The 22,349-nt window shown below is 58.3% G+C and carries 25 protein-coding genes and 4 tRNA genes; 18 read left to right on the top strand and 11 right to left on the bottom strand.

What is annotated here, in order from left to right:
• The first annotated feature begins 122 nt into the window (after positions 1-122).
• The 5 genes from csrA to mgtE all read left to right on the top strand — a co-directional run bounded on the left by csrA (position 123) and on the right by mgtE (position 2,714).
• A complete protein-coding gene (gene csrA, locus H0I86_RS23370; RefSeq protein ID WP_002554426.1) occupies positions 123-311 on the top strand; it encodes a carbon storage regulator CsrA in 189 nt (62 codons plus the stop codon).
• Between the two features lie 62 nt (positions 312-373).
• A tRNA-Ser gene (locus tag H0I86_RS23365) sits at positions 374-464 on the top strand.
• Between the two features lie 107 nt (positions 465-571).
• Positions 572-648: transfer RNA gene (locus H0I86_RS23360), tRNA-Arg, on the top strand.
• A gap of 72 nt (positions 649-720) precedes the next feature.
• Positions 721-797, top strand: a tRNA-Arg gene (locus H0I86_RS23355).
• A 474-nt stretch (positions 798-1,271) separates the two neighbouring features.
• Positions 1,272-2,714 carry a magnesium transporter gene (mgtE, locus tag H0I86_RS23350; protein WP_180922354.1) on the top strand — a complete coding sequence of 481 codons (1,443 nt, stop codon included), beginning with the start codon at positions 1,272-1,274 and terminating at the stop codon, positions 2,712-2,714.
• 142 nt (positions 2,715-2,856) lie between these two features.
• Here the strand turns inward: mgtE and H0I86_RS23345 are convergent, their stop codons facing one another.
• The gene (locus H0I86_RS23345; RefSeq protein WP_003178899.1) at positions 2,857-3,183 is read right to left on the bottom strand and encodes an Arc family DNA-binding protein; all 327 of its coding nucleotides are present in this window, start codon (positions 3,181-3,183) and stop codon (positions 2,857-2,859) included.
• Between the two features lie 381 nt (positions 3,184-3,564).
• On the opposite strand from H0I86_RS23345, the gene phnN reads away from it, so the two are divergent.
• On the top strand, positions 3,565-4,149 hold the full coding sequence (phnN, locus tag H0I86_RS23340) for a phosphonate metabolism protein/1,5-bisphosphokinase (PRPP-forming) PhnN (protein WP_180922353.1): 585 nt from the start codon (positions 3,565-3,567) through the stop codon (positions 4,147-4,149).
• Here phnN and H0I86_RS23335 read toward each other — a convergent pair.
• Positions 4,124-4,303, bottom strand: coding sequence for a PA3371 family protein (locus tag H0I86_RS23335; protein WP_180922352.1), 180 nt, complete (start codon positions 4,301-4,303; stop codon positions 4,124-4,126). The two genes, phnN and H0I86_RS23335, sit on opposite strands and share 26 nt — an antisense overlap.
• A 25-nt stretch (positions 4,304-4,328) precedes the next feature.
• Positions 4,329-4,571: a hypothetical protein gene (locus H0I86_RS23330; protein ID WP_180922351.1), complete on the bottom strand. Its 243-nt coding sequence runs from the start codon at positions 4,569-4,571 to the stop codon at positions 4,329-4,331.
• A gap of 297 nt (positions 4,572-4,868) precedes the next feature.
• On the opposite strand from H0I86_RS23330, the gene H0I86_RS23325 reads away from it, so the two are divergent.
• Together H0I86_RS23325 and H0I86_RS23320 are read left to right on the top strand one after the other, a co-directional pair.
• Positions 4,869-4,945: transfer RNA gene (locus tag H0I86_RS23325), tRNA-Arg, on the top strand.
• Positions 4,946-5,042: 97 nt separating this feature from the next.
• Positions 5,043-6,221 (top strand): ankyrin repeat domain-containing protein, encoded by a 1,179-nt coding sequence (locus H0I86_RS23320; RefSeq protein WP_180922350.1) that lies wholly within the window; start codon positions 5,043-5,045, stop codon positions 6,219-6,221.
• A gap of 19 nt (positions 6,222-6,240) precedes the next feature.
• On the opposite strand, the gene H0I86_RS23315 is transcribed toward H0I86_RS23320, so the two are convergent.
• From H0I86_RS23315 to H0I86_RS23300, 4 genes are all read right to left on the bottom strand, one after another.
• Positions 6,241-7,362, bottom strand: a complete 1,122-nt coding sequence (locus H0I86_RS23315; RefSeq protein ID WP_180922349.1) for a DegT/DnrJ/EryC1/StrS family aminotransferase — start codon at positions 7,360-7,362, stop codon at positions 6,241-6,243.
• Positions 7,359-7,757, bottom strand: coding sequence for a sugar 3,4-ketoisomerase (locus H0I86_RS23310; RefSeq protein WP_009045148.1), 399 nt, complete (start codon positions 7,755-7,757; stop codon positions 7,359-7,361). The genes H0I86_RS23315 and H0I86_RS23310 overlap by 4 nt, the downstream gene beginning before the upstream one ends.
• Positions 7,754-9,322 (bottom strand): glycosyltransferase family 61 protein, encoded by a 1,569-nt coding sequence (locus H0I86_RS23305; RefSeq protein WP_180922348.1) that lies wholly within the window; start codon positions 9,320-9,322, stop codon positions 7,754-7,756. Before H0I86_RS23305 ends, H0I86_RS23310 begins: the two co-directional genes overlap by 4 nt.
• 77 nt (positions 9,323-9,399) lie before the next feature.
• A complete protein-coding gene (locus H0I86_RS23300) occupies positions 9,400-10,332 on the bottom strand; it encodes a phytanoyl-CoA dioxygenase family protein (RefSeq protein WP_180922347.1) in 933 nt (310 codons plus the stop codon).
• A gap of 387 nt (positions 10,333-10,719) precedes the next feature.
• Between H0I86_RS23300 and H0I86_RS23295 the strand changes: the two genes are divergently transcribed.
• The 4 genes from H0I86_RS23295 (at position 10,720) to H0I86_RS23280 (ending at position 15,972) form a co-directional block, all read left to right on the top strand.
• Entirely contained in the window at positions 10,720-12,324 is a 1,605-nt protein-coding gene (locus tag H0I86_RS23295; RefSeq protein WP_009050310.1) for a tetratricopeptide repeat-containing response regulator, read from the top strand.
• Positions 12,321-13,013: a sensor histidine kinase gene (locus H0I86_RS23290; protein ID WP_180922346.1), complete on the top strand. Its 693-nt coding sequence runs from the start codon at positions 12,321-12,323 to the stop codon at positions 13,011-13,013. The genes H0I86_RS23295 and H0I86_RS23290 overlap by 4 nt, the downstream gene beginning before the upstream one ends.
• 267 nt (positions 13,014-13,280) lie before the next feature.
• Positions 13,281-14,522 (top strand): glutamine synthetase family protein, encoded by a 1,242-nt coding sequence (locus tag H0I86_RS23285; RefSeq protein WP_180925899.1) that lies wholly within the window; start codon positions 13,281-13,283, stop codon positions 14,520-14,522.
• 70 nt (positions 14,523-14,592) lie between these two features.
• Complete coding sequence (locus H0I86_RS23280) at positions 14,593-15,972, top strand: MFS transporter (protein ID WP_180922345.1); 1,380 nt, start codon at positions 14,593-14,595, stop codon at positions 15,970-15,972.
• A gap of 60 nt (positions 15,973-16,032) precedes the next feature.
• Here the strand turns inward: H0I86_RS23280 and H0I86_RS23275 are convergent, their stop codons facing one another.
• The 4 genes from H0I86_RS23275 to flgA form a co-directional block, all read right to left on the bottom strand.
• Complete coding sequence (locus H0I86_RS23275) at positions 16,033-16,779, bottom strand: flagellar brake protein (RefSeq protein WP_038576761.1); 747 nt, start codon at positions 16,777-16,779, stop codon at positions 16,033-16,035.
• Positions 16,780-16,874: 95 nt separating this feature from the next.
• The gene (locus H0I86_RS23270) at positions 16,875-17,342 is read right to left on the bottom strand and encodes a flagella synthesis protein FlgN (RefSeq protein WP_180922344.1); all 468 of its coding nucleotides are present in this window, start codon (positions 17,340-17,342) and stop codon (positions 16,875-16,877) included.
• A 50-nt stretch (positions 17,343-17,392) separates the two neighbouring features.
• Positions 17,393-17,713 carry a flagellar biosynthesis anti-sigma factor FlgM gene (gene flgM, locus H0I86_RS23265; protein WP_180922343.1) on the bottom strand — a complete coding sequence of 107 codons (321 nt, stop codon included), beginning with the start codon at positions 17,711-17,713 and terminating at the stop codon, positions 17,393-17,395.
• A gap of 150 nt (positions 17,714-17,863) precedes the next feature.
• Complete coding sequence (flgA, locus tag H0I86_RS23260; RefSeq protein WP_180922342.1) at positions 17,864-18,625, bottom strand: flagellar basal body P-ring formation chaperone FlgA; 762 nt, start codon at positions 18,623-18,625, stop codon at positions 17,864-17,866.
• A 74-nt stretch (positions 18,626-18,699) separates the two neighbouring features.
• Between flgA and H0I86_RS23255 the strand changes: the two genes are divergently transcribed.
• The 6 genes from H0I86_RS23255 to flgD are packed head-to-tail and all read left to right on the top strand — an operon-like array spanning position 18,700 to position 22,344.
• Complete coding sequence (locus H0I86_RS23255) at positions 18,700-19,632, top strand: chemotaxis protein CheV (protein WP_007921626.1); 933 nt, start codon at positions 18,700-18,702, stop codon at positions 19,630-19,632.
• Between the two features lie 44 nt (positions 19,633-19,676).
• Complete coding sequence (gene cheR / locus H0I86_RS23250; protein ID WP_009050303.1) at positions 19,677-20,504, top strand: protein-glutamate O-methyltransferase CheR; 828 nt, start codon at positions 19,677-19,679, stop codon at positions 20,502-20,504.
• Between the two features lie 42 nt (positions 20,505-20,546).
• Complete coding sequence (locus H0I86_RS23245; RefSeq protein ID WP_180922341.1) at positions 20,547-20,765, top strand: hypothetical protein; 219 nt, start codon at positions 20,547-20,549, stop codon at positions 20,763-20,765.
• Positions 20,746-21,153 (top strand): flagellar basal body rod protein FlgB, encoded by a 408-nt coding sequence (gene flgB / locus H0I86_RS23240; RefSeq protein WP_009050302.1) that lies wholly within the window; start codon positions 20,746-20,748, stop codon positions 21,151-21,153. Before H0I86_RS23245 ends, flgB begins: the two co-directional genes overlap by 20 nt.
• Before the next feature lie 3 nt (positions 21,154-21,156).
• Positions 21,157-21,600, top strand: coding sequence for a flagellar basal body rod protein FlgC (flgC, locus tag H0I86_RS23235; protein WP_009050301.1), 444 nt, complete (start codon positions 21,157-21,159; stop codon positions 21,598-21,600).
• A 15-nt stretch (positions 21,601-21,615) separates the two neighbouring features.
• Positions 21,616-22,344, top strand: a complete 729-nt coding sequence (gene flgD / locus H0I86_RS23230; protein ID WP_180922340.1) for a flagellar hook assembly protein FlgD — start codon at positions 21,616-21,618, stop codon at positions 22,342-22,344.
• Positions 22,345-22,349: the final 5 nt, after the last annotated feature.

Below are 22,349 nucleotides of genomic sequence, written 5' to 3'. Positions count from 1 at the left end.
TGTTCTTTTGCTCGCGCTAGTCAATACTTAGGCGTGTAGGGCTACGGCCGTCCTGGTTGTAGGTCGATACCCTTTTTTTTGCAGACTGTTGTCCCTGAAATGAAATGCGTGAGGAGAAAGGTATGCTGATTCTGACTCGTCGGTGCGCAGAAAGCCTGATTATTGGTGATGGCGAAATCACCGTGACAGTGCTTGGCGTCAAAGGAAATCAAGTGCGTATCGGTGTCAACGCCCCTAAAGAGGTAGCGGTGCATCGTGAGGAAATTTACCTGCGGATAAAGAAAGAGAAGGACGAAGAACCAAGCCATTAATTTTTATCGTTTTTTTTGTTTGCAAACGGGGAGAAAGCTGGTTAATATACGCCCCGTGTTGCGGAGAGCTGGCCGAGTGGCCGAAGGCGCTCCCCTGCTAAGGGAGTACACCTCACAAGGGTGTCGGGGGTTCGAATCCCCCGTTCTCCGCCATTATTCACTTAGTTCGTTGTAATCTGGCTTCTTCTGTAAGTTGTTGAAATTACTAGAAAAAGTGCTTTACAAAAAGATTTAACGGTCTATAATGCGCGGCAACAAATGCACTCGTAGCTCAGCTGGATAGAGTACTCGGCTACGAACCGAGCGGTCACAGGTTCGAATCCTGTCGAGTGCACCATTTAAGAGTTGTTTTCAGTAATGTGAATAACTTGGCTTCAACCAGTTGTGATCTGGTCTAAAAACACAAAATGCACTCGTAGCTCAGCTGGATAGAGTACTCGGCTACGAACCGAGCGGTCACAGGTTCGAATCCTGTCGAGTGCACCATATACCAAGAAGCCCGCATTCATTGCGGGCTTTTTGCTTTCTGTCATTTGGGTTTTCTCCCTTCTTTATTGATTCCTCTCTTTGAACGTCGCGATCATTCTGGCGTCGTATTCAGCGTGTTCCTGTCTTTTTGATGTGGCCTTTCGAAGGCTCCCGGCAATTGTGAGTTGATAGCGGGGGCGAGTTCCGGGCGCAGTTTTTTCGTCTGGGGTGTGTTTTCTTTTTCGGATGGTGCGTCGCAGCTTTATAGATTCAGCGCTTCTTCAGCTTTACGCCGCAAGCGCTTGTTCTTGCCATGATTTTTTAACGTTTAAAGCCGTCAAGCGGTGTATGATTGCGCCCGTCAGCCCCGCCGGGGCTTGTGGAATACCTCCATGGACTTACCCAGTAGTTACTCAGTATCCCGTTTTTACAATCATGAATTGACTGATTGATCCTTCCGGCGTGCTCCTCTGCTGGGAGTGGAGTTCGCCTATGACCGAAGTAGAAGTAAAGAAAACACAAGACAGCCTGCAGGATCGCCTCGCTCAAGTCGTTGAGCTGCTGCATCGCCAGCGGGTGGTCGAAGACCTGACTCATCGTCAGGAAGGCCATCATCAGGATCGGGTCGAGAACCTGGTCCACCGGCAAAACCTCGTCGAGCTGCAGCGCAAACTCGACGATCTGCACTCTGCCGACGTTGCCTACATCCTTGAAGCCTTGCCGCTCGAAGAGCGTCTGACTGTCTGGCAGCTGGTCAAGGCCGAGCGCGACGGCGACATTCTGCTCGAAGTATCCGATTCCGTACGTGAAACCCTGATCGCCGATATGGACGATCATGAGCTCCTGGCTGCTGCCAAGGAGATGGACGCCGACGAACTTGCTGATCTGGCTCCTGAGCTGCCGCGAGACGTTGTCCATGAGCTGATGGAGGCATTGGACGGCCAGCAGCGTGAGCGCGTTCGCTCCGCCTTGTCGTATGACGAGGAGCAGGTCGGTGCGTTGATGGACTTCGAGATGGTGACCATCCGTGAGGATGTCAGCCTTGAAGTGGTTCTGCGTTATCTGCGTCGCCTCAAAGAGTTGCCAGGCCATACCGACAAGCTGTTCGTCGTCGACTATGACGGTGTACTCAAGGGCGTGCTGCCCATCAAGCGGTTGCTGGTGAATGATCCGGAGAAACAGGTTTCGGAAGTCATGGCCAGCGACCCGGTAAGTTTCCATCCGGATGAAGATGCCTACGACGCTGCGCAAGCATTCGAGCGTTACGACTTGATCTCGGCGCCGGTGGTCGACAAGAACGGCAAATTGATCGGCCGTCTGACCATCGACGAAATGGTCGACCTGATTCGTGAGGAGAGCGAGACCGAAGTTCTCAACATGGCCGGTCTGCGGGAAGAGGAAGATATTTTTGCCTCGGTCTGGCGTTCCCTGCGCAACCGCTGGGCCTGGCTGGCAATCAACCTGATCACTGCATTCGTCGCTTCGCGAGTGATCGGCCTGTTTGAAGGCTCCATCGAAAAGCTGGTGGCCTTGGCGGCCCTGATGCCGATTGTGGCGGGTATTGGTGGCAACTCGGGTAACCAGACCATCACCATGATTGTTCGCGCCATGGCGCTGGACCAGGTCAGTACCGGCAATACCTCACGACTGATGCGCAAGGAGCTGGCGGTGGCCTTGATCAACGGCCTGGTCTGGGGCGGAGTGATCGGCGTGGTGGCCTATCTGCTCTATGGCAGCTGGTCGTTGGGTGTGGTGATGACGGCGGCCATGACACTCAACCTGTTGCTGGCGGCGCTGATGGGGGTTCTGATTCCGATGACGCTGGCGCGTCTGGGGCGCGACCCGGCAATGGGAGCCAGCGTCATGATCACGGCCATGACCGACAGTGGCGGCTTCTTTATCTTCCTTGGGCTGGCCACCATCTTCCTGCTTTGATCCTGCATACAGCCCCTCTAATGGGGCTGTATCGTTTTCTCCATCCCCTTGCGATCCAGGCTTCAGTGTTTTCTAGCGCTCAGCGGTAAATTTCGGGTAAAAAAAAGCCAGCACAAGGCTGGCTCTAGCTTTCGAGGTCGAATCAGGAAGCGTCTGCGGCCATTTCGGCGTCATGGGCGATCAGCGAAACGAGGGCGTTCTGCTGGCGGTGGGAAAGTTGACGGAAACGTTGCAGCAGTTCGCGTTCATGCAAGGAGAGCTCTGGGCTGTCCAGGCGCATGCTCAACTCTTCACCCAGGGCGCCTTCCTGAATAAGACTCTGTTCCAGGCGCGCGATGATTTCGGAGTTCATGCTGCGGTGATGATTGCGTGCCACCTCGGCAATGCGTTCACGCATCCCGTCGGGTAGACGTACGACGAACTTGTCAGCCGTACGGCTGGAATAAATTGCCTGTTTCAATGGGCGCATATATTTAACCGGTTAGTTCAGGGGAGCGGTTCTCGGAATTGGCCGCGGGATGTCAGTTAGGACAAGCGTTGCTGCCAAATGTTCAACCTGAATTGTTAAGAGGCCCGCATCATGCCTCAAAATAGCCAGATCCTTGGCGTCAATTCTGTGACAAATATTGAACTGGATAAAGGCGTTATGCCAGCACCAATTATCAGAAATGCGGACTGGTTTGAAAAGATTGCCTGTCCGCCTATCTGCCCGCGTCCTGGTGTCCGATAGCCGGCATGCTTGAGCGTCGCCAGATGGACCTGCATGCGGATCCGATCGTTGTTTCCTACCTTGTACAGGATAGTGGCAAATTGCCGATTTACTAGGCTGCGAGTGCCATGGAGTCTTTGAATGCCAGGCAGACTGATTTATTTGATGGGGCCTTCCGGGTCAGGCAAGGACAGCCTGATCGAGGTTGCGCGCCGGCCTCTGGCGCAGCTCGGCTGCGATGTGGTGCGGCGGGTGATCACCCGTTCCGCGGAGTCCGTGGGGGAAGAAGCCCATGGGGTAAGCGCTGACGAGTTCGAGCGCCTGGAGCGGCAGGGCGCCTTTGCCTTGTGCTGGCGGGCCAATGGTCTGGCGTACGGAATTCCCGTGCAGATCGACGAATGGCTGGCCAGTGGGCGCCATGTCCTGATCAATGGCTCCAGGGCCTATCTGGATCAGGCTCGCCAGCGTTATCCGCAGCTTTTGGCGATTCTGTTGACGGTGGATATCGACGTGCTACGGCAAAGACTGATGAGTCGCGGTCGCGAAAGTGCGGAGCAGATCGAGGCGAGGCTCAAGAGGAGTGCTCTTTTTTCCGCTGACGACGGACCAGGGCTGGGAGAATCCGTGTTTTTTCTGGACAACTCGAGCGAGCTGTCCGTGACGCTTGAGCGTTTTCTGAAGCTATTGAGAGATCAGGGGATCAGCGCAGTACAGGGTCGAACTTGATTTTGCGTCCCAATGCCAGCGCTAGCAGGAACAAGCCGGAAAAAACGCCACAAGCAATCAAGGGCACATCACCCAGGGTATTTTCAGTGGTGAAGCAATCCAGTGTGGCACTGAGCACTGCCAGGATGAGAAGGCCTTTGGCAAGTCGGGACATTAACAGGCTCCTGATAGGGTCATATTCAAAATACCCAGCTTTCGGGTCTTGGGCTGGCAGGTAGAACAACGGCTTCTGGGGTATCGGCGACCTGCGCCATGCCAGGATTCTCCGATGCGCTGCTCATCACAGCCCATTGCGGGGCTTGGTGTTGCACGTAGTGGGCCCTGTATTGGGTACTCTGATCAGCGCTGCCATCAGGCTGAAAGTGGAAGACCACCAGTACGGCGATGGCAATGGCATTCGATAGAAGAAGGGCGCTGTTCATTGGCTTGATCTCCACTGTTCTTTCATAGGGATGAAGCAGCGCTCATGCCAAGAGTCTAACCTCTAATAAATCCTTTAAAAACAATGATTTAATAGTGTCTTTAGAAGGTGGTTGATTGCATTTTGCAATGATGGCTTTTTGCAGTGATGCAATTTGCACGGCAGCTCTGGCAACTTGCCTGATGGCCAGAGATGGCCACCGGTTAAAAAGCCCTACTCACAACATGACAAAATCAGGGCTGGCCGTTAACATGCACGCCGTCCTTTGCGCCGCAGCAGTACCCGCGGTGGTCAATTTGTCCCAGTAGCTCAATTGGATAGAGCATCCCCCTCCTAAGGGGAAGGTTGGCAGTTCGAACCTGCCCTGGGACACCATCTACTTCCGGGCTTTCAGGCCAAACGTGGTTCTCGTCCTTATTTCGCAGCAGCGGCTACGTTTGTGCACACAGTTCTCAATGCTGTGGAGTCATCCATGATTGTCATTGCTGGAAAAAACAATATTTCGGTATTTGGCCTGGAACAGGCTCTGCAACAATTTTCGCCCGACGAAATTGCCGTGGTCTGCAACCGTAACGACACGGGTGTCGACGGTTGGCAGCGTTCGTTGCGGGCGGCGGCGCTGAAATATGGCGTACGTGAGATCAGTCTGGAGACGGCTTACGAAGTAGCGTCCGTAGCGTTCATTTCCCTGGAGTTCGACCGGATCGTCGTGCCTGAGCGCTTCTCCATCAGCCGCGTGTTCAACATTCATTTCTCGAAGCTGCCGGAATACAAGGGCATGTTTACTTCGGTCTGGCCGTTGCTGGAGTCCAGGGCCGAGGCGGGTGTGACCCTGCATTTCATCGACAGGGGTATCGACACCGGGGACATCGTCGCGCAACAGGTATTCCCGATCCCGTCCTGGTGGACCTGCCGCGATCTGTATTTCGCCTTTAATCAGCATGCCGGCCAGTTGCTGGAGCAGTGGTTTGCCAAGTTGGCCGATGATGACGTCAGAGCGCAGCCACAGAGTGCGGTGGGATCCAGCTACTTTTCAAAGGACGCCATCGATTATGGGGGGGTGCAAATCGATCCGCTGTCGACGGCCTGGGCGCTACGCAACCAGATCAGGGCGTTCGCCTTTCGCGAATATCAGTTTTTGCGCTGGGAAGGAAAGCCGGTGGTCTCGGCGACGATTCTGCCTGGGCGCTCGCAATTCAAGGCCGGGACCCTGGTCGACGCAACCGGGGATTATGTCGAGCTCTGCACCATCGATTACGACATCCGACTGAATTTTGATCGGTTGCCGGAGATGCTCAAGGCTTGTGAGCTGGGCGATCTGGAGGCGGTGATGGCGCTGCAGGCCAATATTGCCGGTTACAACGATGCCAACCCGCAAGGCTGGACGCCGTTGATCGTCGCCAGTTATGCGGGCGCCTATGAGGTGGTTGACTGGCTGTTGCAGCAAGGGGCCGACCCGGAGCGGACCAACAACAAAGGCACGACGCCCTTGATGTATGCCAAGGACGCCTACCTGGCCGGGCGTTGTCGTAGAACCTTTCCGTTGTTGTTGCGCAAGGGCGCTAGGCTGGAGGCTGTCGATCATTCCGGTCGGGCACTCGTCGACTATGTGACGAGCGAGCAGTTCGCTCAGTTGCGAGGCGCTTTCTAGGCACCCCACAACAGGCGCATCAGCGGGCTGTGAACTGGTTGATGGCGGTGACAATGTGTTGCTGTTGTTCCTGGCTCAATGTCGGGTAGATCGGCAATGACAGGATCGAGTCATGCAGCGGTGTCCGGGATGCCTTGGAGGTCCTGGCCAGATCGCGGTAGGCCCGCTGCTCGGTAATCGCCAGCGGGTAGTGAACCAGGCATTGGATGCCATGTTCGGCCAGATACGCCTTCAACTGATCGCGCCATGGGCAGGTAATGACATACAAGTGCCAGACATGGGCGCTTGCTGTCGTGACCGAAGGCAGGGTGATGCCCGGGTGCCGGATGTGTTCGCCGTAGTAACGGGCGATGCTGCGTCGACGGGCAGTATCACTGTCCAGGTGTGCCAGCTTCACCCCCAGCATCGCGGCCTGGATTTCATCGAGGCGGCTGTTCACCCCTTGATAATCGTGTTGGTACTTGATGCGTGAGCCGTAGTTGCCCAACGCCCGGACCAGGGCTGCCAGCTCGGCGTCGTTGGTGGTGATGGCTCCGCCGTCGCCCAGGGCACCTAGGTTCTTCCCGGGGTAGAAGCTGAAAGCCGCGGCATCGCCCCAGTTGCCGGCCTTGCGCCCGGCCAGTTCGGCGCCATGGGCCTGGGCGGCATCTTCAAGCACCAGCAGGCCATGCTTGTGGGCCAGCGCCATGATCTGTGGCATCGGCGACAGCCGCCCATAAAGATGCACTGGCAGTATCACTCGGGTTTTGTCCGAGATGGCCCGTTCGACGGCCTCGATTTCCAGGTTGTGGGTGGCAGGGTCGACATCTACCAGGATCGGCGCCAGATCGTTTGCCAGAATGGCCGAGATGGTGGCGATAAAAGTGTTGCTCTGCACTATCACTTCATCGCCGGCCTGAAGCTTGCCTTGCTCTTTCCAGGCACGCAGGATCAGGGTCAGGGCATCCAGGCCATTGGCGACGCCGATGGCATGGCGGCTGCCACAGTATTCGGCGAAGGCAGACTCGAATTGCTCAAGCTCGCGCCCCATCAGGTACCAGCCGGAGTCGATCACGCGGCTGCAAGCGGCTTTGAGCTGATCGGCATATTCGTGATTGATGCCTTGCAAATCCAGAAACGGGATATTCATCATGTGAGTCATTGTCCGACCATGTCCATGAACTGGGCATAGTCTCGGACATAGTCGCCTTCTTCGTAGAGTTGATCGGCCAGAACCATCAGCACACAGTCTGGAGAGAAGTCATACATCTCACGCCAGATAAAGGATTCGATCAGCAGGCCCTGGCAAGGATTGTCCAGGGTGATGTCGATCTTTTCCCGGCCGTCGTCCAGCAGAAAACGGCATGAGCCACGTACGGCGATGGCCACCTGCTTGAGGGTCTTATGGGCGTGATAGCCGCGGCGAACCCCTTCACCGGTATTGAACATGTAGTACACCCGCTTGACCGGGAAGGGGATGTTTTTCCCCTCTTCCAGGGCGATCAGCGAGCCGCGGTCATCGCCGTGGGTCTGCAGCGGCAGAATGTGAATCTTCATCGCGTCTCCCCTTCGAGCCGTTTCGACAAATGCTGTTGCAGCCAGTTTTCAACGCTCTTGGCGTCGACCCGATAATTTCGGTAATACAGTTCCCTGGAGTCGGTCGAGCCTACCCGGTAAGCGATGTAGTCCATTTCGACGCCGACAATCGCCGCCAGGTTGGAAAAGCACGACAGCTCCCCGTATTCCTCGGCCATCCAGCACAGTGCGCGCGCGTTTTTCGAGGCGAAAATCAGATTGGTCCAGGCTGCACCCGTGGGGCCAACTATGACTTCGGCATTGGCCATGATCGCCACCTGATGGTTGATGTCCTGTTCTTCCATGTACACGCAGGTAAACCCATAGGGTTCCAGCAGCTTGAGGATCTCGGCCTGGTTGTAGTGCCGGAGAAAGCCTTTGCGGGCCAGGAATACTCGTTTGGGGAGTTCGCTGATGGGAATGTCATGGGCCAGATGCAGCGCCTTTTCCCGCAGGAAATGGATCGACTCCGGGCGGACGAAGCCGCTGCTGGCACTGTTCTGTGCCGCGCCTTTGAAGTTCGGGATCATATTGTTCGGGGCACTGATCAGCAGCAGGTCCGCCACCTGGTAACTGGTGATGTTTTCCAGGAGCACCAGCGGGCGGTCAACGCCGATCGCCTCGATCAGGGCCTTGATCGAGGGAATGTTCTGGCTGCTCTTGGAGATCAGCAGTGGATAGTCCGCATATTGCGGCGGCAGTTCGGCCACGAATTGCAGTTGCGATAACACTTCTACCGTCCAGTGGTAATAGTTCTGCTCGTTGCAGCCGCTGATCAGCAGGCCTTTTTCCAGCTCCACAGGCTTGCCGCTCCTGACCAGGGCCAGGCGCTGCCCGTGGTAGAGCAGGTGCGCAGCACTATAGTCGGCCTGCAGGGATTTCGCAGTGGGCACTCGCTCCAGCACCAGTTGTCCGTCCGGCAGCATCACCGAACGGGACACTGAACAGACTTGCCCCTGGCGGAAGTGGTAGAGAGCTATCTCGGGTAATTCCAGGGTGATCGCCGGTGTCGATTGATGGATGAACCGTGGCGGCTGGCTGGTGCCCGGTTGGCTTGGGCGAAATACATGGACCTTGTGCTCGTCGCTTTCATCCAGCCAGCGCAAGGCCAGGCGCCGGGTATCCTGGCGTCGAAAAAACAGCCGGTACAGCAGGTCGCTGATCAGGCCCGGTTGCTTGCACATGCATTCATAGCCCAGTTGTTCCAGGCGTTTGCCTATACGCTGGAACCATGGGAGTTGCGAATTGATCTGCGCGCCATGGAAGACTTCGATCCGTTGCTCGTCGATCGCCAGTTTGTCGGTGAGCTGTGGGTAGATCTCGCGGTAGTAATCGCTGGCGATGATGATCTTGTCGAAAACCAGCGCGCCCAGTTGCTGAGGGGCGTGGATCAACTTGCCGAACAGGCGCTGGCCCTGCTTCTGCTGGTTGTTATCGACGAAGCCGATCACCCGGTAGCGGCGGCGGTTGTACTTGTAGAAGTTGACCCCACCGGCGCCGGTACCGAATATCAGCACCCGCGCTTTCTGTTCAAACCCTGTCGACACATTGACCTCGTCTTGCTGGTGCAGCCTGAGCTAGATCGTCACCCGAGCGGTTCGCCCGCTCGGTAAAGGCGGTGACGCTAGCCATTGTTATTGATGATGTTGCCTTTGATCTGGGCAATGCCCTTGGCATTCAGGTCGCGTCGGGTCGTTACCGGTTGCAGCTCGCCCTGGATAACAGCATTGATGGTATCGATCGCGGTCTTGTCGGTGTTGCTTCGGGACTTGCCCAGCAGGTAGCGCAGCGACAGGCGGAACTGTTCCGACTCGTTGGCTACCGGCCTTGTACCGTGCAAGGTGCAGTTATGCCAGAGCCCAACGTAACCTGGCCCACCGGTCAATCGGTAATCCTGACAGGCCATCTGCTGCCCATGATCGTCGGCGTAGGTCCATTGGTCTTGGTCCTGATGCGCCAGCTGATGAGGGAACAACGTGGCGCCAAAACGGTGAGTGCCGGGCATCAAGTGCAGGGGTGAGTCGTTTTCGGTGACCTCGTGCAGGTACACATAGAGGGTCAGGAAGGTCGAAGGGTCGAGTTCCACCCGGCCCTGGGGCCAGTCGATGATGTCCTGATGAAAGTCGATCCCGCGGAAGTAGGTGATGTCGCGAAAGGGCTTTTTGATGTACGGCCCCAGGTTCGCCACATTCACATCGCGGATCTTTTCCCGCACCCAGTCCGGCAGCCACGAATCCGGTACGCCGCATACCGCTTTCTTGATCACCACTTCATAGTCGGCGCCGAGCACTTCATCGAGCACCGCGGTGAGGCGCGGATCCTGCTCGATGAACTGCAACTGCGGCTCGAAGGCATTGAGGAAGTTGAAGGTCTTGTTCGGGTTGGCGTTGAGGTGGTTTTCCTGGGCCAGGTATTCAGCCTCGTCCATGAACAGCCCGGCCCCGAAGGCCCGTGCGGCGACCATCTCGCGGTACAGCGCCTGCGTGCGATCAGCGTCCAGGATCTCGCCAAAGATGTGGGCGCCCTGGTCGATGAGGTTTTGGATACAGGTTTGCATGTTGCGCTCGTTTTGACTGTTGCTGTCTGTCTGCAAGGTATCGGCGTGGCTGGCCCAAAGTTGATGCCGCCCGGCTGATATTCCCGATGGAGTTTGCCGCAACCGGGGCTGGTGCGTGGCGCGAGCAAGGATATCGAAGGCTTTTGGCAACTATCTATAAGGGAACGCCAGAATCGGCCGATAACCTCATGGATGTTGTTGCAGGTCAAATGGCGGGGCCATGGACCGAGTGCCCGGTGAGAACGGACGGGCGCTCTTGCGGGTTGATGTAGAATGCATTGGTGGCCTGTGGCCATTATCGTTGTCCGGGTGCAACAAGGGTGACGACCTTGAGCGTGTCCTGCTGTTGCCGCGGGCTTCATCTTTTTTACGGGTCTGGAATCTTCGATGCTGGCGTACCACCAAAAAAGCTTTTTGATCGTCGATGATTTCTCGGATTTTCGCAGTTCTGTCCGGTCCATGCTGCGTGAGCTGGGCGTCAAGGACGTGGACACTGCCGATACAGGCGAGCAGGCGCTGCGCATGTGCGCGCAAAAGCGCTATGACTTCATCCTGCAGGATTACCACCTGGGCGACGGCAAGAAGAATGGGCAACAGGTGCTCGAAGACCTGATGACCGACAAGCTGATCAGCCATGAAAGCGTGTTTCTCATGGTCACCGCCGAGACCAGCCAATCGATGGTGCTCAGCGCCCTCGAGCACGAGCCGGACGCCTATCTGACCAAACCTTTCAACCGCTCCAGCCTGGCTCAGCGGCTGGAGCGGCTGCAGCAGCGCAAGTCGTTGCTCAAACCGATCCTGCAGGCGCTCGATCGCGGCAAGCCGCTCGAAGTGCTCAATGCCTGCATCGCCCTGTGCAAGCAGGATCCGCGCTATTCGCCGTTGTGCCTGCGCTACCGGGCCGATGCCCTGCGTGACATGAACCAGAACGAAGCACTGGAGCGGCTGTACGAAAGCATTCTGGCGGATCGCCCGTTGCCGTGGGCCTATGTCGGCCTGGGGCGTCTGCTGTTCAAGCGTGGCCAGGTGACCCAGGCCAAGGCCATCTACGAAAAGGCCTTGAAAGCCTTTCCGATGATGCCGGCGCTCTACGATGGCATGGCCGAAGTGCTGCTTGCCGAAGGAGACTCCAAGCGTGCCCAGAGTGTGCTGGAGGAGGCCGTGCGCCTGTCGCCGCTGGCCGTGCGCCGGCAAGCGCTGCTGGGCAAGCTGGCGATGACCAACGAAGACTTCGAGACCGCCTCCAGGGCCTATCGCCAGGCGGTATCGCAAGGTGCGCAATCGCGTTTCAAGGACCCGGAAAGCAACCTTGGCCTGGCGCATGCGCTGATCAGCAAGGGCAGTGAAAGGGGCCTGGATACCCGCACGCGCCTGGAAATCAACAGCACCCTGAGTGCGGTGGCCAAGGAAAACCCCAGCGATCCGGGGTTGCAGATTCGCGCCCGCCTGATGAAGGCCACCAGCCTGTTGCTCAACGATGCTGAAACGGCGGAAAAGCTCACTGAGCAGGCGATGTTGCGCCTGGACGGGATGGAACAGTTCATGAGCCCGGAAGCAGCGTTGCTGGTGGCCAAGCAACTGCAGATGCTGGGACAGGCCGATGCCGGCGCATCGATGCTGAAAAACTGTGCGGAAATCTACGGCGACGACCCGAAGGTGATGGAAGGCATCGCCAAGCTCACCGATGACCCGGCGATCCTCAACTCCGCCAACGCCGCGGCGGACATGAACCGCCAGGGTGTGCGCAGTTACAAGGCTGGCGCCCTGGGCGAGGCCCGGGACCTGTTCCGCCGGGCCCTGGCCATGCAACCGAAGAACATCAGTATTGCCCTGAACATGGCGCAGTCGTTATTGCACGGCACCGACATCACCCAGGATACGGCGCTGCTGGAAGAGTGCCGGACCTGCCTGAAAATGGTCGGCCTGATGCCCGATACCGACGCGCGTTATCCGCGCTATCAGAAGCTGCGAAGCAAGGCGTTTGGCGAATGAATACCCACGAACAGGCTCTCGACTTTTCCACGGTGATCGCCTCTACCGTGCATGACATGAAGAATTCCCTGACCCTGCTCATGCAAGCCCATGCCCAGTGGCTGGCAAGATTGCCACTGGCGCAGCAGGGCACGCCGGAGCAGGGCGTGATGGAGTTCGAGTTCGCCCATCTCAACGGCATGCTGGTGCAACTGCTGGGGCTCTACAAGCTGGGGGTCAATCAGTTGCCGGTGCAGCCGGGCTACCACGAACTGGATGACTTCATCGAAGCGCAATTGGTCAGCCATCAGGATGTGTTCGCCAGTCGTGGCATTGCCGCGACCTATGAAGTCGATCCTTTGACCCCCCTGGGTTTTTTCGATCGGGAACTGATCGCCTCGGTGCTGGCCAACTGCATCAACAACGCCATTCGTTATGCGCGCCATGCGCTGCTGGTCAGCGTGCACGATGAAGGCGGGCAGACGGTGCTGACCATCAATGACGATGGCGAGGGTTATCCGCAGCAGATGATCGATAACCAGGCCGACTACGTGCAAGGCATCAATCACAGCAGCGGCAGCACCGGCCTGGGATTGTACTTCGCCGGGCGCATTGCCGCGCTGCATCAGCGCAATGGTGTCTGCGGGCGTACCGAGATCCGTAATGGCGGGCCTCTGGGTGGTGGTGTGTTCAGTCTCTATCTGCCTTGAGATCGGCCTTGAAGCGGTTGCCAGGTTTGTAGGGGCTTCGCCGCATTTCGGCGGTGTGTCCGATCCCGAAGGCTTTTTGTTCGAGGCTGCTTGATATTCCGAACAGCCGGAGCCTATTTTGTACGGGTCGCCGTTCTCGGCTCGTACAACAACAAGGATTGAGTCATGACAACCGATGGCCGCAGTTCACTCGCGCAGCGATTGACGGGCATTGACGAGATTGAATGTGTCACTCCGGACCTGAACGGCGTGCCACGGGGCAAGGTGATGACCGCCGAGGGGTTCCTCGAAGGGCGGCGTCTGCAGATGGCCCGCGGGGTGCTGCTGCAATGCATCATGGGCGGCTATCCCCCCGCGCGTTTCTACGGCAGTGACGACGGCGACCTGGCGCTCAATGCCGACCCGCAACAGATTCACCGCCTGCCCTGGAGCTCGCAGCCGCGTGCGCTGGCGATTTGCGATGCGGATGAACTGAGTGGCGAAAGCTCGCGCCTTTCCACCCGCGGCCAGCTCAAGGAGGTCATCGCGCGGTACGCCGCTCGCGGCCTGGCGCCAGTGGTGGCGACCGAGCTGGAATTCTTCGTGTTTGCTCCCAATACCGATCCGACCCAGCCTTTCCAGCCACCCCTTGGCCTGGACGGTCGTCGCGAAGACGGGCATTCGGCGTTCAGTGTCAGTTCCAACAACGGCTTGCGGCCGTTCTTCAGTGAGGTCTACGCCTGCATGGCGGCCTTGGGCCTGCCGCGCGATACCTTCATGCATGAAATGGGCGTCAGCCAGTTCGAGATCAATCTGCTGCATGGCGATCCGCTGTTGCTGGCCGACCAGACCTTCCTGTTCAAGCACTTGCTCAAGGAAGTGGCACTCAGGCATGGCCTGACCGTGGTGTGCATGGCCAAGCCACTGGCGCACACGCCGGGCAGTTCGATGCATATTCACCAGAGCCTGGTCGAGTCGGCCAGCGGGCGTAACGTGTTCAGCGACGAGGCCGGAGAGCCGACCGCGATGTTCCGCCACTTCATTGGCGGGCTGCAGGCGGGCATGGCCGATTTCACTGCGCTGTTCGCCCCGAACGTCAACTCCTACCAGCGCCTGTGTCATCCTTACGCTTCGCCGAACAATGCCTGCTGGTCCCATGACAATCGGGCAGCGGGTCTGCGTATTCCGGCCAGCTCGCCGGTGGCGCGGCGGGTCGAGAACCGTTTGCCGGGCGCCGATGCCAACCCGTATCTGGCGATCGCCGCGAGCCTGGCGGCCGGTTTGCACGGCATCGAAAACGAGCTGGAACCGACGCCGGCGATTCAGGGTGAGTTTGCCGTGCCGGACAGTTTATCTTTGCCTTGTACCTTGCATGCCGCTCTCGAGCGTCTGAAACGTAGCCAGTTGGCCAAGGAATTGTTCGGCAATGAGTTCGTCGAAGGTTATGTCGCTTCGAAGACCATGGAGTTGACCAGTTTCTTTGATGAAATAACTCCCTGGGAGCGGCGCGTCTTGGCGGCCCAGGCTTAACCGAACCGTCGCAGTCGGGCCATCGTTCGGATGGCCCGGCACTCAATTCAAGGAGCCGCTCGGAACGCCGATGCGCCAAATCTGGAAATCCTTTCGAGCGCTATATTTCGCCTCGCTGATGATGTTGATCGGCTCGGGCCTACTCAGTACCTACCTGGCGTTGCGCCTGGCTGCCGATCATGTCGACGGGCTATGGGTGGGTGCCTTGATGGCGGCCAACTATTTCGGCCTGGTGCTGGGCGGCAAAATCGGCCATCGCCTGATTGCCCGGGTCGGCCATATCCGGGCCTACGCCACTTGTGCCGGGATCGTCGGCGCGGCGGTGCTGGGGCACGGCCTGGTGGACTGGTTGCCGGCCTGGCTGGTGCTGCGGATGATCGTCGGCCTGGGCATGATGTGCCAGTACATGGTCATCGAGAGCTGGCTCAACGAGCAGGCCGACGCCAAGCAGCGCGGGCTGGTGTTCAGCGGCTACATGATCGCCTCGTATCTGGGGTTGGTCCTGGGGCAGTTGATTCTGGTGATGCATCCGGCCCTCGGACCTGAGTTGCTGATGCTGGTGGCCCTGTGTTTTGCCCTGTGCCTGGTGCCGGTGGCCATGACCCGGCGTATTCACCCGGCGCCTTTGCATCCGGCGCCCATGGAACCGCGCTTCTTTATCAAGCGCGTTCCGCAGTCGCTGAGCACGGTGCTCGGGTCGGGACTGATAGTCGGTTCGTTCTATGGTCTGGCGCCGTTGTATGCATCCCAGCAGGGCTTGAGTACCGAGCAGGTCGGCCTGTTCATGGGCAGCTGCATTTTTGCCGGGCTGGTGGTGCAGTGGCCGCTGGGGTGGCTGTCCGACCGTTATGACCGGGCCCTGCTGATTCGCTGCTTTGCCTGCTTCCTGGCGGTCGTCGCCTTGCCGTTGGCGATCCTGCCCCAGGTGCCGCTGGAGGTGCTGTTCGCCTTGGGGTTCCTCTGTTCGCTGGTGCAGTTCTGCCTGTATCCGCTGGCGGTGGCGTTTTCCAACGACCATGTCGAAGGCGATCGACGGGTCTCATTGACCGCGATGCTGCTGGTGACCTATGGCGTCGGGGCCAGTATCGGGCCGTTGGTGGCGGGGGTGCTGATGAAGTTGTTCGGCAGCCAGATGCTCTATGCGTTCTTCAGTTTTTTTGCCCTGGTACTGGTCTGGCGCATTCGGCCGAAAGCCGTGACCAACCTGCATCAGGTCGATGATGCGCCGCTGCATCACGTGGCGATGCCGGACAGCATGTCCAGTTCGCCATTGGTGGCCGCGCTCGATCCGCGGGTCGACGAGCAGGTGGTGCAGGATCAGATGCAGCAGACCAGCACGCCGGAGGCCGAGTCCCCGGTCGCGAGCGAAGAAGCCGCGGATGAGGTTGAGGATCCAGTGGTGAAGCCGGATGAGCCGGGGCCGGACCAGTTCAGTGGGGCCAGGCCCTAGAAACAAAAAAAACGGGCAGTTGCCACAAGGGGCTGCCCGTTTTTTATCGGCCTGCGAATCTCAGAGGTCGTCTTTGTCGAAGCGTCGGGCTTCGCGTTGCAACTGATAGACAAAGCGCTCGACCTGGCGTTGAACCAGGCCGCTCATGTTGTGGAAGCGCACGCCGGCGAAAGTTGTGTCGATCTTCTCTTCGTAGTGCAGATAACGCAGTTCCACTGGCGCGGTCATGCTGCCGAAGGGCAGGGCGGCGATAAAACGCTCGTAGACCTGGCCTAGTTGCAGGCGGCTGGAGATGTCACCGTCGAAGCGCAGCTTGCAGCCGGTGGCGGAGATATCCAGCAGCTTGCCGGCGATCGGCGCCTTGAGTTTTTCGCCACCCAGCTCGATGTTGACCAGTTGCGCCAGCTTCAGGGCCGCGCGAAAGGCATTGCGGCGCTGGTGATAGACCACTTCGTCCGGCAGGGTGCCGCGGTAGCAGCGTCCGCCATTGGACTCGTCGATGGTTGGGATGCCGTTGCTTTCCCAGGCAATGCGCACGCCCTCGTGAAAACCTTCGACGCGAAACGGCTCGCCGGCGAGCATGAAGCGTTCGCCATCGCGGGGGATCATTTCGTCCAGGGCGATCATGTTGCTGTCGCGATCGATCTCGACCAGATAGCTTTGAAAGCGCTGGCTGCGTTCGTGGAAAGTGATGATCAGCGGGTCATGGCTGTCTTGCAGCAAGCGCAGCGTGGAGTTGATTTCCAAGGGGGTGGTGAGCACCTTGGGTGGCTGCGGCGCATCTTCTGCGTTTACGGCATTGAACACGGTTCATCAATCTCCAGACAAAATACGACTACATGCAAGAGCCAGCATTTTGCCAGCATGTTCCGCGACTTGATAGGGCGCGCTCATCTCTGGGGTCAAGCCTGGCTAAGCGGGCGAGGCTTGGCAAGCTTGGCGGTTGAGCCACGGGCATCATAGAGGGCTGGAGGCTCGCCACCGGTGAGGATTTTCAACTGATTGGCGGTGGTGGCCTGTTGAACCTGGATCGAGCGACCGTTGAGTTCGTTCGCCGCCTGGCAATCGGCAAGCATCTGGGTCAGCACGTCGCTTTGGGTTAACAATTGCTCGCCAACCGAAGAATGGATGGCCAGTTGTTCCAGGCCGGCGCGACTGGCGGGAAGATTCAGGCTGGCAAGGATTTCGCTGCGTTTGCGGCCATGCTGCTCGAGCAAAATGATCAGGGCTTGCTTCTGCGCAAGAATCTCTTCCAGCAGCGGCATGTCGCGACCGTGCAGGGCGAGGGATTCGGTGCGCAGCAATTCCAGCAATTGTTGAGCTGGAACAAAGTCGTCAGTGATCAGTTGCAGCAAATTAGTGTCGTGCATGTATGGCCTTGGGTTTTAAGCGTCCAAAAAACTGGCGCAGGCCTTATTGGCTAGCGCTGGGATTCGAAATTGAGCAGTTTGCTGGCTACACGGTTGCTGTCGACTTTATAGCTGCCATCGGCAATCGCTTGCTTCAACTCGGCCACGCGGGCGTTGTCGACGGCAGGCTGGTCGCGCAGCTTGTCAGTGATCTTCTGCAACTGTTGAGCCTCATTGCTGAGGTGTACCGACTCCCCGCTGGTGCTGGCCTGTTCGGCCGGAGCGTTCAGCGGCGCGGACTTGTCGGCGTCGCCGGTTTCCTTGCTGGCGCTGGTGCGCGTGCTACCGGTGAGTGAGGGAGAGCTGTTTAAACGGCTGAAATCGATGACCATGGTAAAAAAACCTCTGGGTATTTGGACGCTTGACTTGTTTTCGGCAATACCCCGGAAAACTTTAGGCTCAAATATCGATAAGCCCGCACGCGCCGCTATTGCCCTGCATGGGCCACAGTTTAGGGGGCAACAGTGCACAGCGCCAGTCGTCTACATGGCGACTTCCACCTGTCCCGGCGCGGTGATCCGCGCTTTGATGACCCGTTGTGAATTGAGGTTCTTGACCCGTATCTGCTCGCTCATGCCGCCATTGGACAAGGCTTCACCCGGCATTTTCACGTTCAGCGTGCCACTGCGGGCGGAGATCACCACCTGATCGCCCTTGCGCACCACTTCCGCCTGTTCCAGGTGAACCAGGGTGACGAGCTGGTCGGCGACCATGGGGCGGACAAGCTTCTGCCCGATGGCCTGGTCCACCGAGGTCAGATAACCCTGGTTGATCTGGCCGATATCGCGCTCGCGCAGCATCACGTCTTCGGGGCTGATGATGCCGGCGCGCTTGAGTGGCCGGGTGGTGGTCACCACTTCGCGGAACAGCTTGACCTGGGCGGGCACGAACACGGTCCAGGGCGAGACGCCGTCGCAGCGGACACGAACGGTCACGCGTCCCAGCGGTTGCGCCGGGCTTTCCAGGGTCGCTGTCAATTCCTTGTCGCAGTGCGGCATGCGCAGCCGCGGGTCGAGCTGATTGACCTGAATCTCGTAGCGCCCCGGGGTTTGACTGGTGGCTAAATAGTCTTCTACGGTGAATTCAAGAAACCCCTGAGTGACGCCGATAAGTAGATCAGGCAGGGTTACCGAGTCAGCAACGGCAGGATGGCCAGGGTTTAAAAAAAACAAAGCCGACAGCCCACACAGCAATCTGCGGTAGTTTGATGTCCGGCGTCGGGAAAATGTCGTTTTGGCGTTCATAACAGTTAAAAAGCAAGCGCCGTGCCGTTTAGCGATGAGCGCGCGTCGGAACTTAAGCTTTGGGGAGTCTGGGCATGGCTGGTGTAATGGATTCGGTTAACCAGCGCACGCAACTGGTAGGGCAGAATCGTCTTGAGCTGCTGTTGTTCCGTCTCGATGGGCAGCAGCTCTATGGGATCAACGTGTTCAAGGTTCGGGAGGTGCTGCAATGCCCCAAACTGACGTTGATGCCCAAATCCAGTCCTGTGGTGTGCGGTGTCGCGAATATTCGAGGGGCGACCATTCCGATCCTGGACCTGGCGATGGCCACCGGTTCAGGCGGGTTGCAGGATCTGAGCAACCCCTTTGTCATCATCACTGAATACAACACCAAGACCCAGGGGTTTCTGGTGCGGTCGGTCGAGCGCATCGTCAACATGAACTGGGAGGAGATCCATCCGCCACCCAAGGGGACGGGGCGCGATCATTACCTGACGGCGGTGACGCGGGTCGACAATCAGTTGGTGGAAATCATCGACGTCGAGAAGGTGCTGGCCGAGGTCGCGCCGACACCCGAGACCATTTCGGTGGGCGTGGTGGATGTCGAGACTCAGCACAAGGCTGTTTCGCTGCGGGTGCTGACGGTCGATGACTCGTCGGTGGCGCGCAAGCAGGTCACGCGTTGCCTGCAGACCGTGGGGGTCGAGGTGGTGGCCCTTAATGACGGTCGACAGGCGCTGGATTACCTGCGCAAGCTGGTCGACGAGGGCAAGAAACCTGAAGAAGAGTTTCTGATGATGATCTCCGACATCGAGATGCCGGAGATGGACGGCTACACCCTCACGGCCGAAATACGCAACGATCCACGCATGCAAAAGCTGCACATCATCCTGCATACTTCGTTGTCAGGTGTATTCAATCAGGCGATGGTGAAGAAGGTCGGTGCCGATGACTTCCTTGCCAAGTTTCGTCCTGATGACCTGGCATCCCGGGTTGTCGACCGGATCAAAGCAGCAGATAACAGCTAGGGATATCCATCCCTGGCGGTCACACGATTTAAGAGGCGGCATCATTGTCTACGGGTAATTTGGATTTCGAACAGTTCCGGGTGTTCCTGGAAAAAGCCTGTGGGATCTTGCTGGGCGAGAACAAGCAATATCTGGTGTCGAGCCGTCTCAACAAACTGATGGAACAGCAAGGCATCAAATCCCTCGGGGAGCTGGTTCAGCGCATCCAGAGCCAGCCGCGCAGCGGTTTGCGAGAGATGGTGGTCGACGCCATGACCACCAACGAGACCCTGTGGTTTCGCGATACCTATCCATTCGAGGTATTGAAGAACAAGGTCCTGCCGGAGGCGATCAAGGCCAGTCCCAACCAGCGCTTGCGCATCTGGTCGGCAGCCTGTTCCTCGGGCCAGGAGCCCTATTCGTTGTCCATGTCGATCGACGAGTTCGAGAAGGCCAACATGGGGCAACTGAAGATGGGGGTGCAGATCGTTGCCACCGACCTGTCCGGGACCATGTTGAACAACTGCAAGACTGGCGAGTACGACAGCCTGGCGATCGGTCGCGGTTTGTCGGCCGACCGCCTGCAGCGCTATTTCGATCCCAAGGGGCCGGGGCGCTGGGTGGTCAAGGCGCCGATCAAGAGCCGCGTCGAGTTCCGCTCGTTCAACCTGCTGGACAGCTATGCCAGCCTGGGCAAATTCGACGTCGTGTTCTGCCGCAATGTGCTGATCTACTTCTCCGCCGAGGTGAAGAAGGACATCCTGATGCGCATTCACAGCACCCTGAAACCGGGTGGTTACCTGTTTCTCGGGGCATCCGAAGCGCTCAATGGATTGCCCGACCACTATCAGATGGTCCAGTGCAGCCCTGGGATCATTTACCAGGCGAAGTAAGATTGTCGCTGATGAAAAGAGAGGCCTTCGGGCCTCTTTTTTATGCCCGCGATTCCTTTTGCGGCGCAGGGCGGCAATAGCGGCATTGCCGCTTTGCTGACGTTTCGCGGAAATGCCTTGCCGCTTTTCTGGCATTGCCGCTTTGCCGCTGCCCGCAAAGCCTTGATTTATGGGGTTTTGGTACTTGGCACGCAGCTTGCTATGTCCTGCTTACGAAAAATCTGGTCGAAGGTTTCCCAACATGAGCATCAGCTTCGATAAAGCGCTCGGCATTCATGAACAAGCCCTTGGCTTTCGCGCCAAGCGTGCCGAGGTGCTGGCCAACAACATCGCCAACGCCGACACCCCGAACTACAAGGCTCGGGATCTGGACTTCTCCGCCGTGCTCGCCGAGCAGAACGAGAAAGCCAAGAGCGGCACCTTTGCCCTGAACATGACCAACAGCCGGCACATCGAAGCTGAAGGCCTGAGCAGCGGCGACGAATCGCTGCTGTATCGCACGCCGATGCAGCCATCGATCGACCAGAACACCGTGGATGCCCAACTGGAACAGTCGAACTACGCCGAGAACTCGGTGAACTTCCAGGCCAGCTTCACGCTGCTCAACAGCAAATTCAAAGGGCTGGTGTCAGCCCTGCGCGGAGAGTAATCCATGTCCCTCGCCAGTGTTTTCAATATTGCCGGTAGTGGCATGAGTGCCCAGACCACTCGCTTGAACACCGTCGCCAGTAACATCGCCAACGCCGAGACAGTCTCCTCGAGCATCGACCAGACCTACCGTGCGCGCCACCCGGTGTTCGCCACCATGTTCCAGGGCGCGCAAAGCGGCGGCAGCCAGTCGCTGTTCCAGAATCAGGACGCGGCCGGTCAGGGCGTTCAGGTGCTGGGTGTGGTCGAGGACCAGAGCAACCTCGAGGCGCGTTACGAGCCTAACCATCCGGCCGCCGACGCCAAGGGGTATGTCTACTACCCCAACGTCAACGTGGTGGAAGAAATGGCCGACATGATTTCCGCCAGCCGCTCGTTCCAGACCAACGCGGAAATGATGAACACCGCCAAAACCATGATGCAGAAGGTCCTGACCCTCGGTCAGTGATAAGAGGCGACTCAGATGAGTGTTTCCGATAGCACCAGTGGCCTGACGCTCAAGGAGATCCTTGCGAACTCCTCGAAGAAGACCCCGACCACTAGCAATGATGGCCTGGCGGCGGCCACCAACAGCGTCAAGGGTAAAAATGAGCTGGGCAAGGACGCGTTCCTGAAGCTGCTGGTGACCCAACTGAAAAACCAGAACCCGCTGGACCCGCAGGACAACAGCGAGTTCGTTGCCCAGTTGGCGCAGTTCTCCACCCTGGAAGGGATCACCACCCTCAATACCTCGGTGAACTCCATCACTGGCAGCTACAAGTCGTCCCAGGCCCTGCAGGCTTCGTCCCTGGTGGGGCGTTCGGTGATCGTCCAGACCGGTGCCACCCAGGTCGATACCACCAAGAGCATGACTGGTTCGGTGACTGTGCCTACCGGCGTCAGCGGTGTCACCGTGACCATCACCGACAAGGATGGCAAGGCGGTCAAGACCCTCGACCTGGGCAGTCAGAAGGCCGGCAGCACCAGCTTTGTCTGGGACGGCACCAAGACCGACGGCACCAAGGCCGATCCGGGCAACTACACCTTCAAGGCCAGCACAACGATCGATGGCAAGGCGACCGACCTGGTCACTTACCTGCCGGCGACGGTCAACAGCGTCACCATCAGCCAGACCGGCGGTGAGCTGATGTTGAATCTCGCAGGACTGAGCAGCCCCGTGGCGCTCTCCAAAGTTCAAACCATTGGTATCTAGAGCCG

Source organism: Pseudomonas chlororaphis subsp. aurantiaca (assembly GCF_013466605.1).
Lineage (GTDB): Bacteria > Pseudomonadota > Gammaproteobacteria > Pseudomonadales > Pseudomonadaceae > Aquipseudomonas > Aquipseudomonas chlororaphis_I.
The sequence above is the reverse complement of the archived record's forward strand: the minus strand, read 5'-3'. Positions and strand labels throughout refer to the sequence as shown.

Bases quoted from the DNA above. Each gene is read 5' to 3' on its own strand.
- H0I86_RS23335 (WP_180922352.1), bottom strand. From the start codon at position 4,303: ATGTCCCGACTTGCCAAAGGCCTTCTCATCCTGGCAGTGCTCAGTGCC.
- flgD (WP_180922340.1), top strand. From the start codon at position 21,616: ATGAGTGTTTCCGATAGCACCAGTGGCCTGACGCTCAAGGAGATCCTT.
- flgC (WP_009050301.1), top strand. From the start codon at position 21,157: ATGTCCCTCGCCAGTGTTTTCAATATTGCCGGTAGTGGCATGAGTGCC.
- H0I86_RS23270 (WP_180922344.1), bottom strand. From the start codon at position 17,342: ATGCACGACACTAATTTGCTGCAACTGATCACTGACGACTTTGTTCCA.
- H0I86_RS23295 (WP_009050310.1), top strand. From the start codon at position 10,720: ATGCTGGCGTACCACCAAAAAAGCTTTTTGATCGTCGATGATTTCTCG.
- flgM (WP_180922343.1), bottom strand. From the start codon at position 17,713: ATGGTCATCGATTTCAGCCGTTTAAACAGCTCTCCCTCACTCACCGGT.
- H0I86_RS23255 (WP_007921626.1), top strand. From the start codon at position 18,700: ATGGCTGGTGTAATGGATTCGGTTAACCAGCGCACGCAACTGGTAGGG.
- csrA (WP_002554426.1), top strand. From the start codon at position 123: ATGCTGATTCTGACTCGTCGGTGCGCAGAAAGCCTGATTATTGGTGAT.
- H0I86_RS23290 (WP_180922346.1), top strand. From the start codon at position 12,321: ATGAATACCCACGAACAGGCTCTCGACTTTTCCACGGTGATCGCCTCT.
- H0I86_RS23320 (WP_180922350.1), top strand. From the start codon at position 5,043: ATGATTGTCATTGCTGGAAAAAACAATATTTCGGTATTTGGCCTGGAA.
- H0I86_RS23330 (WP_180922351.1), bottom strand. From the start codon at position 4,571: ATGAACAGCGCCCTTCTTCTATCGAATGCCATTGCCATCGCCGTACTG.
- H0I86_RS23245 (WP_180922341.1), top strand. From the start codon at position 20,547: ATGCCCGCGATTCCTTTTGCGGCGCAGGGCGGCAATAGCGGCATTGCC.
- flgB (WP_009050302.1), top strand. From the start codon at position 20,746: ATGAGCATCAGCTTCGATAAAGCGCTCGGCATTCATGAACAAGCCCTT.
- mgtE (WP_180922354.1), top strand. From the start codon at position 1,272: ATGACCGAAGTAGAAGTAAAGAAAACACAAGACAGCCTGCAGGATCGC.
- H0I86_RS23285 (WP_180925899.1), top strand. From the start codon at position 13,281: ATGACCGCCGAGGGGTTCCTCGAAGGGCGGCGTCTGCAGATGGCCCGC.
- H0I86_RS23315 (WP_180922349.1), bottom strand. From the start codon at position 7,362: ATGACTCACATGATGAATATCCCGTTTCTGGATTTGCAAGGCATCAAT.
- H0I86_RS23280 (WP_180922345.1), top strand. From the start codon at position 14,593: ATGCGCCAAATCTGGAAATCCTTTCGAGCGCTATATTTCGCCTCGCTG.
- H0I86_RS23300 (WP_180922347.1), bottom strand. From the start codon at position 10,332: ATGCAAACCTGTATCCAAAACCTCATCGACCAGGGCGCCCACATCTTT.
- H0I86_RS23345 (WP_003178899.1), bottom strand. From the start codon at position 3,183: ATGCGCCCATTGAAACAGGCAATTTATTCCAGCCGTACGGCTGACAAG.
- flgA (WP_180922342.1), bottom strand. From the start codon at position 18,625: ATGAACGCCAAAACGACATTTTCCCGACGCCGGACATCAAACTACCGC.
- phnN (WP_180922353.1), top strand. From the start codon at position 3,565: ATGCCAGGCAGACTGATTTATTTGATGGGGCCTTCCGGGTCAGGCAAG.
- H0I86_RS23310 (WP_009045148.1), bottom strand. From the start codon at position 7,757: ATGAAGATTCACATTCTGCCGCTGCAGACCCACGGCGATGACCGCGGC.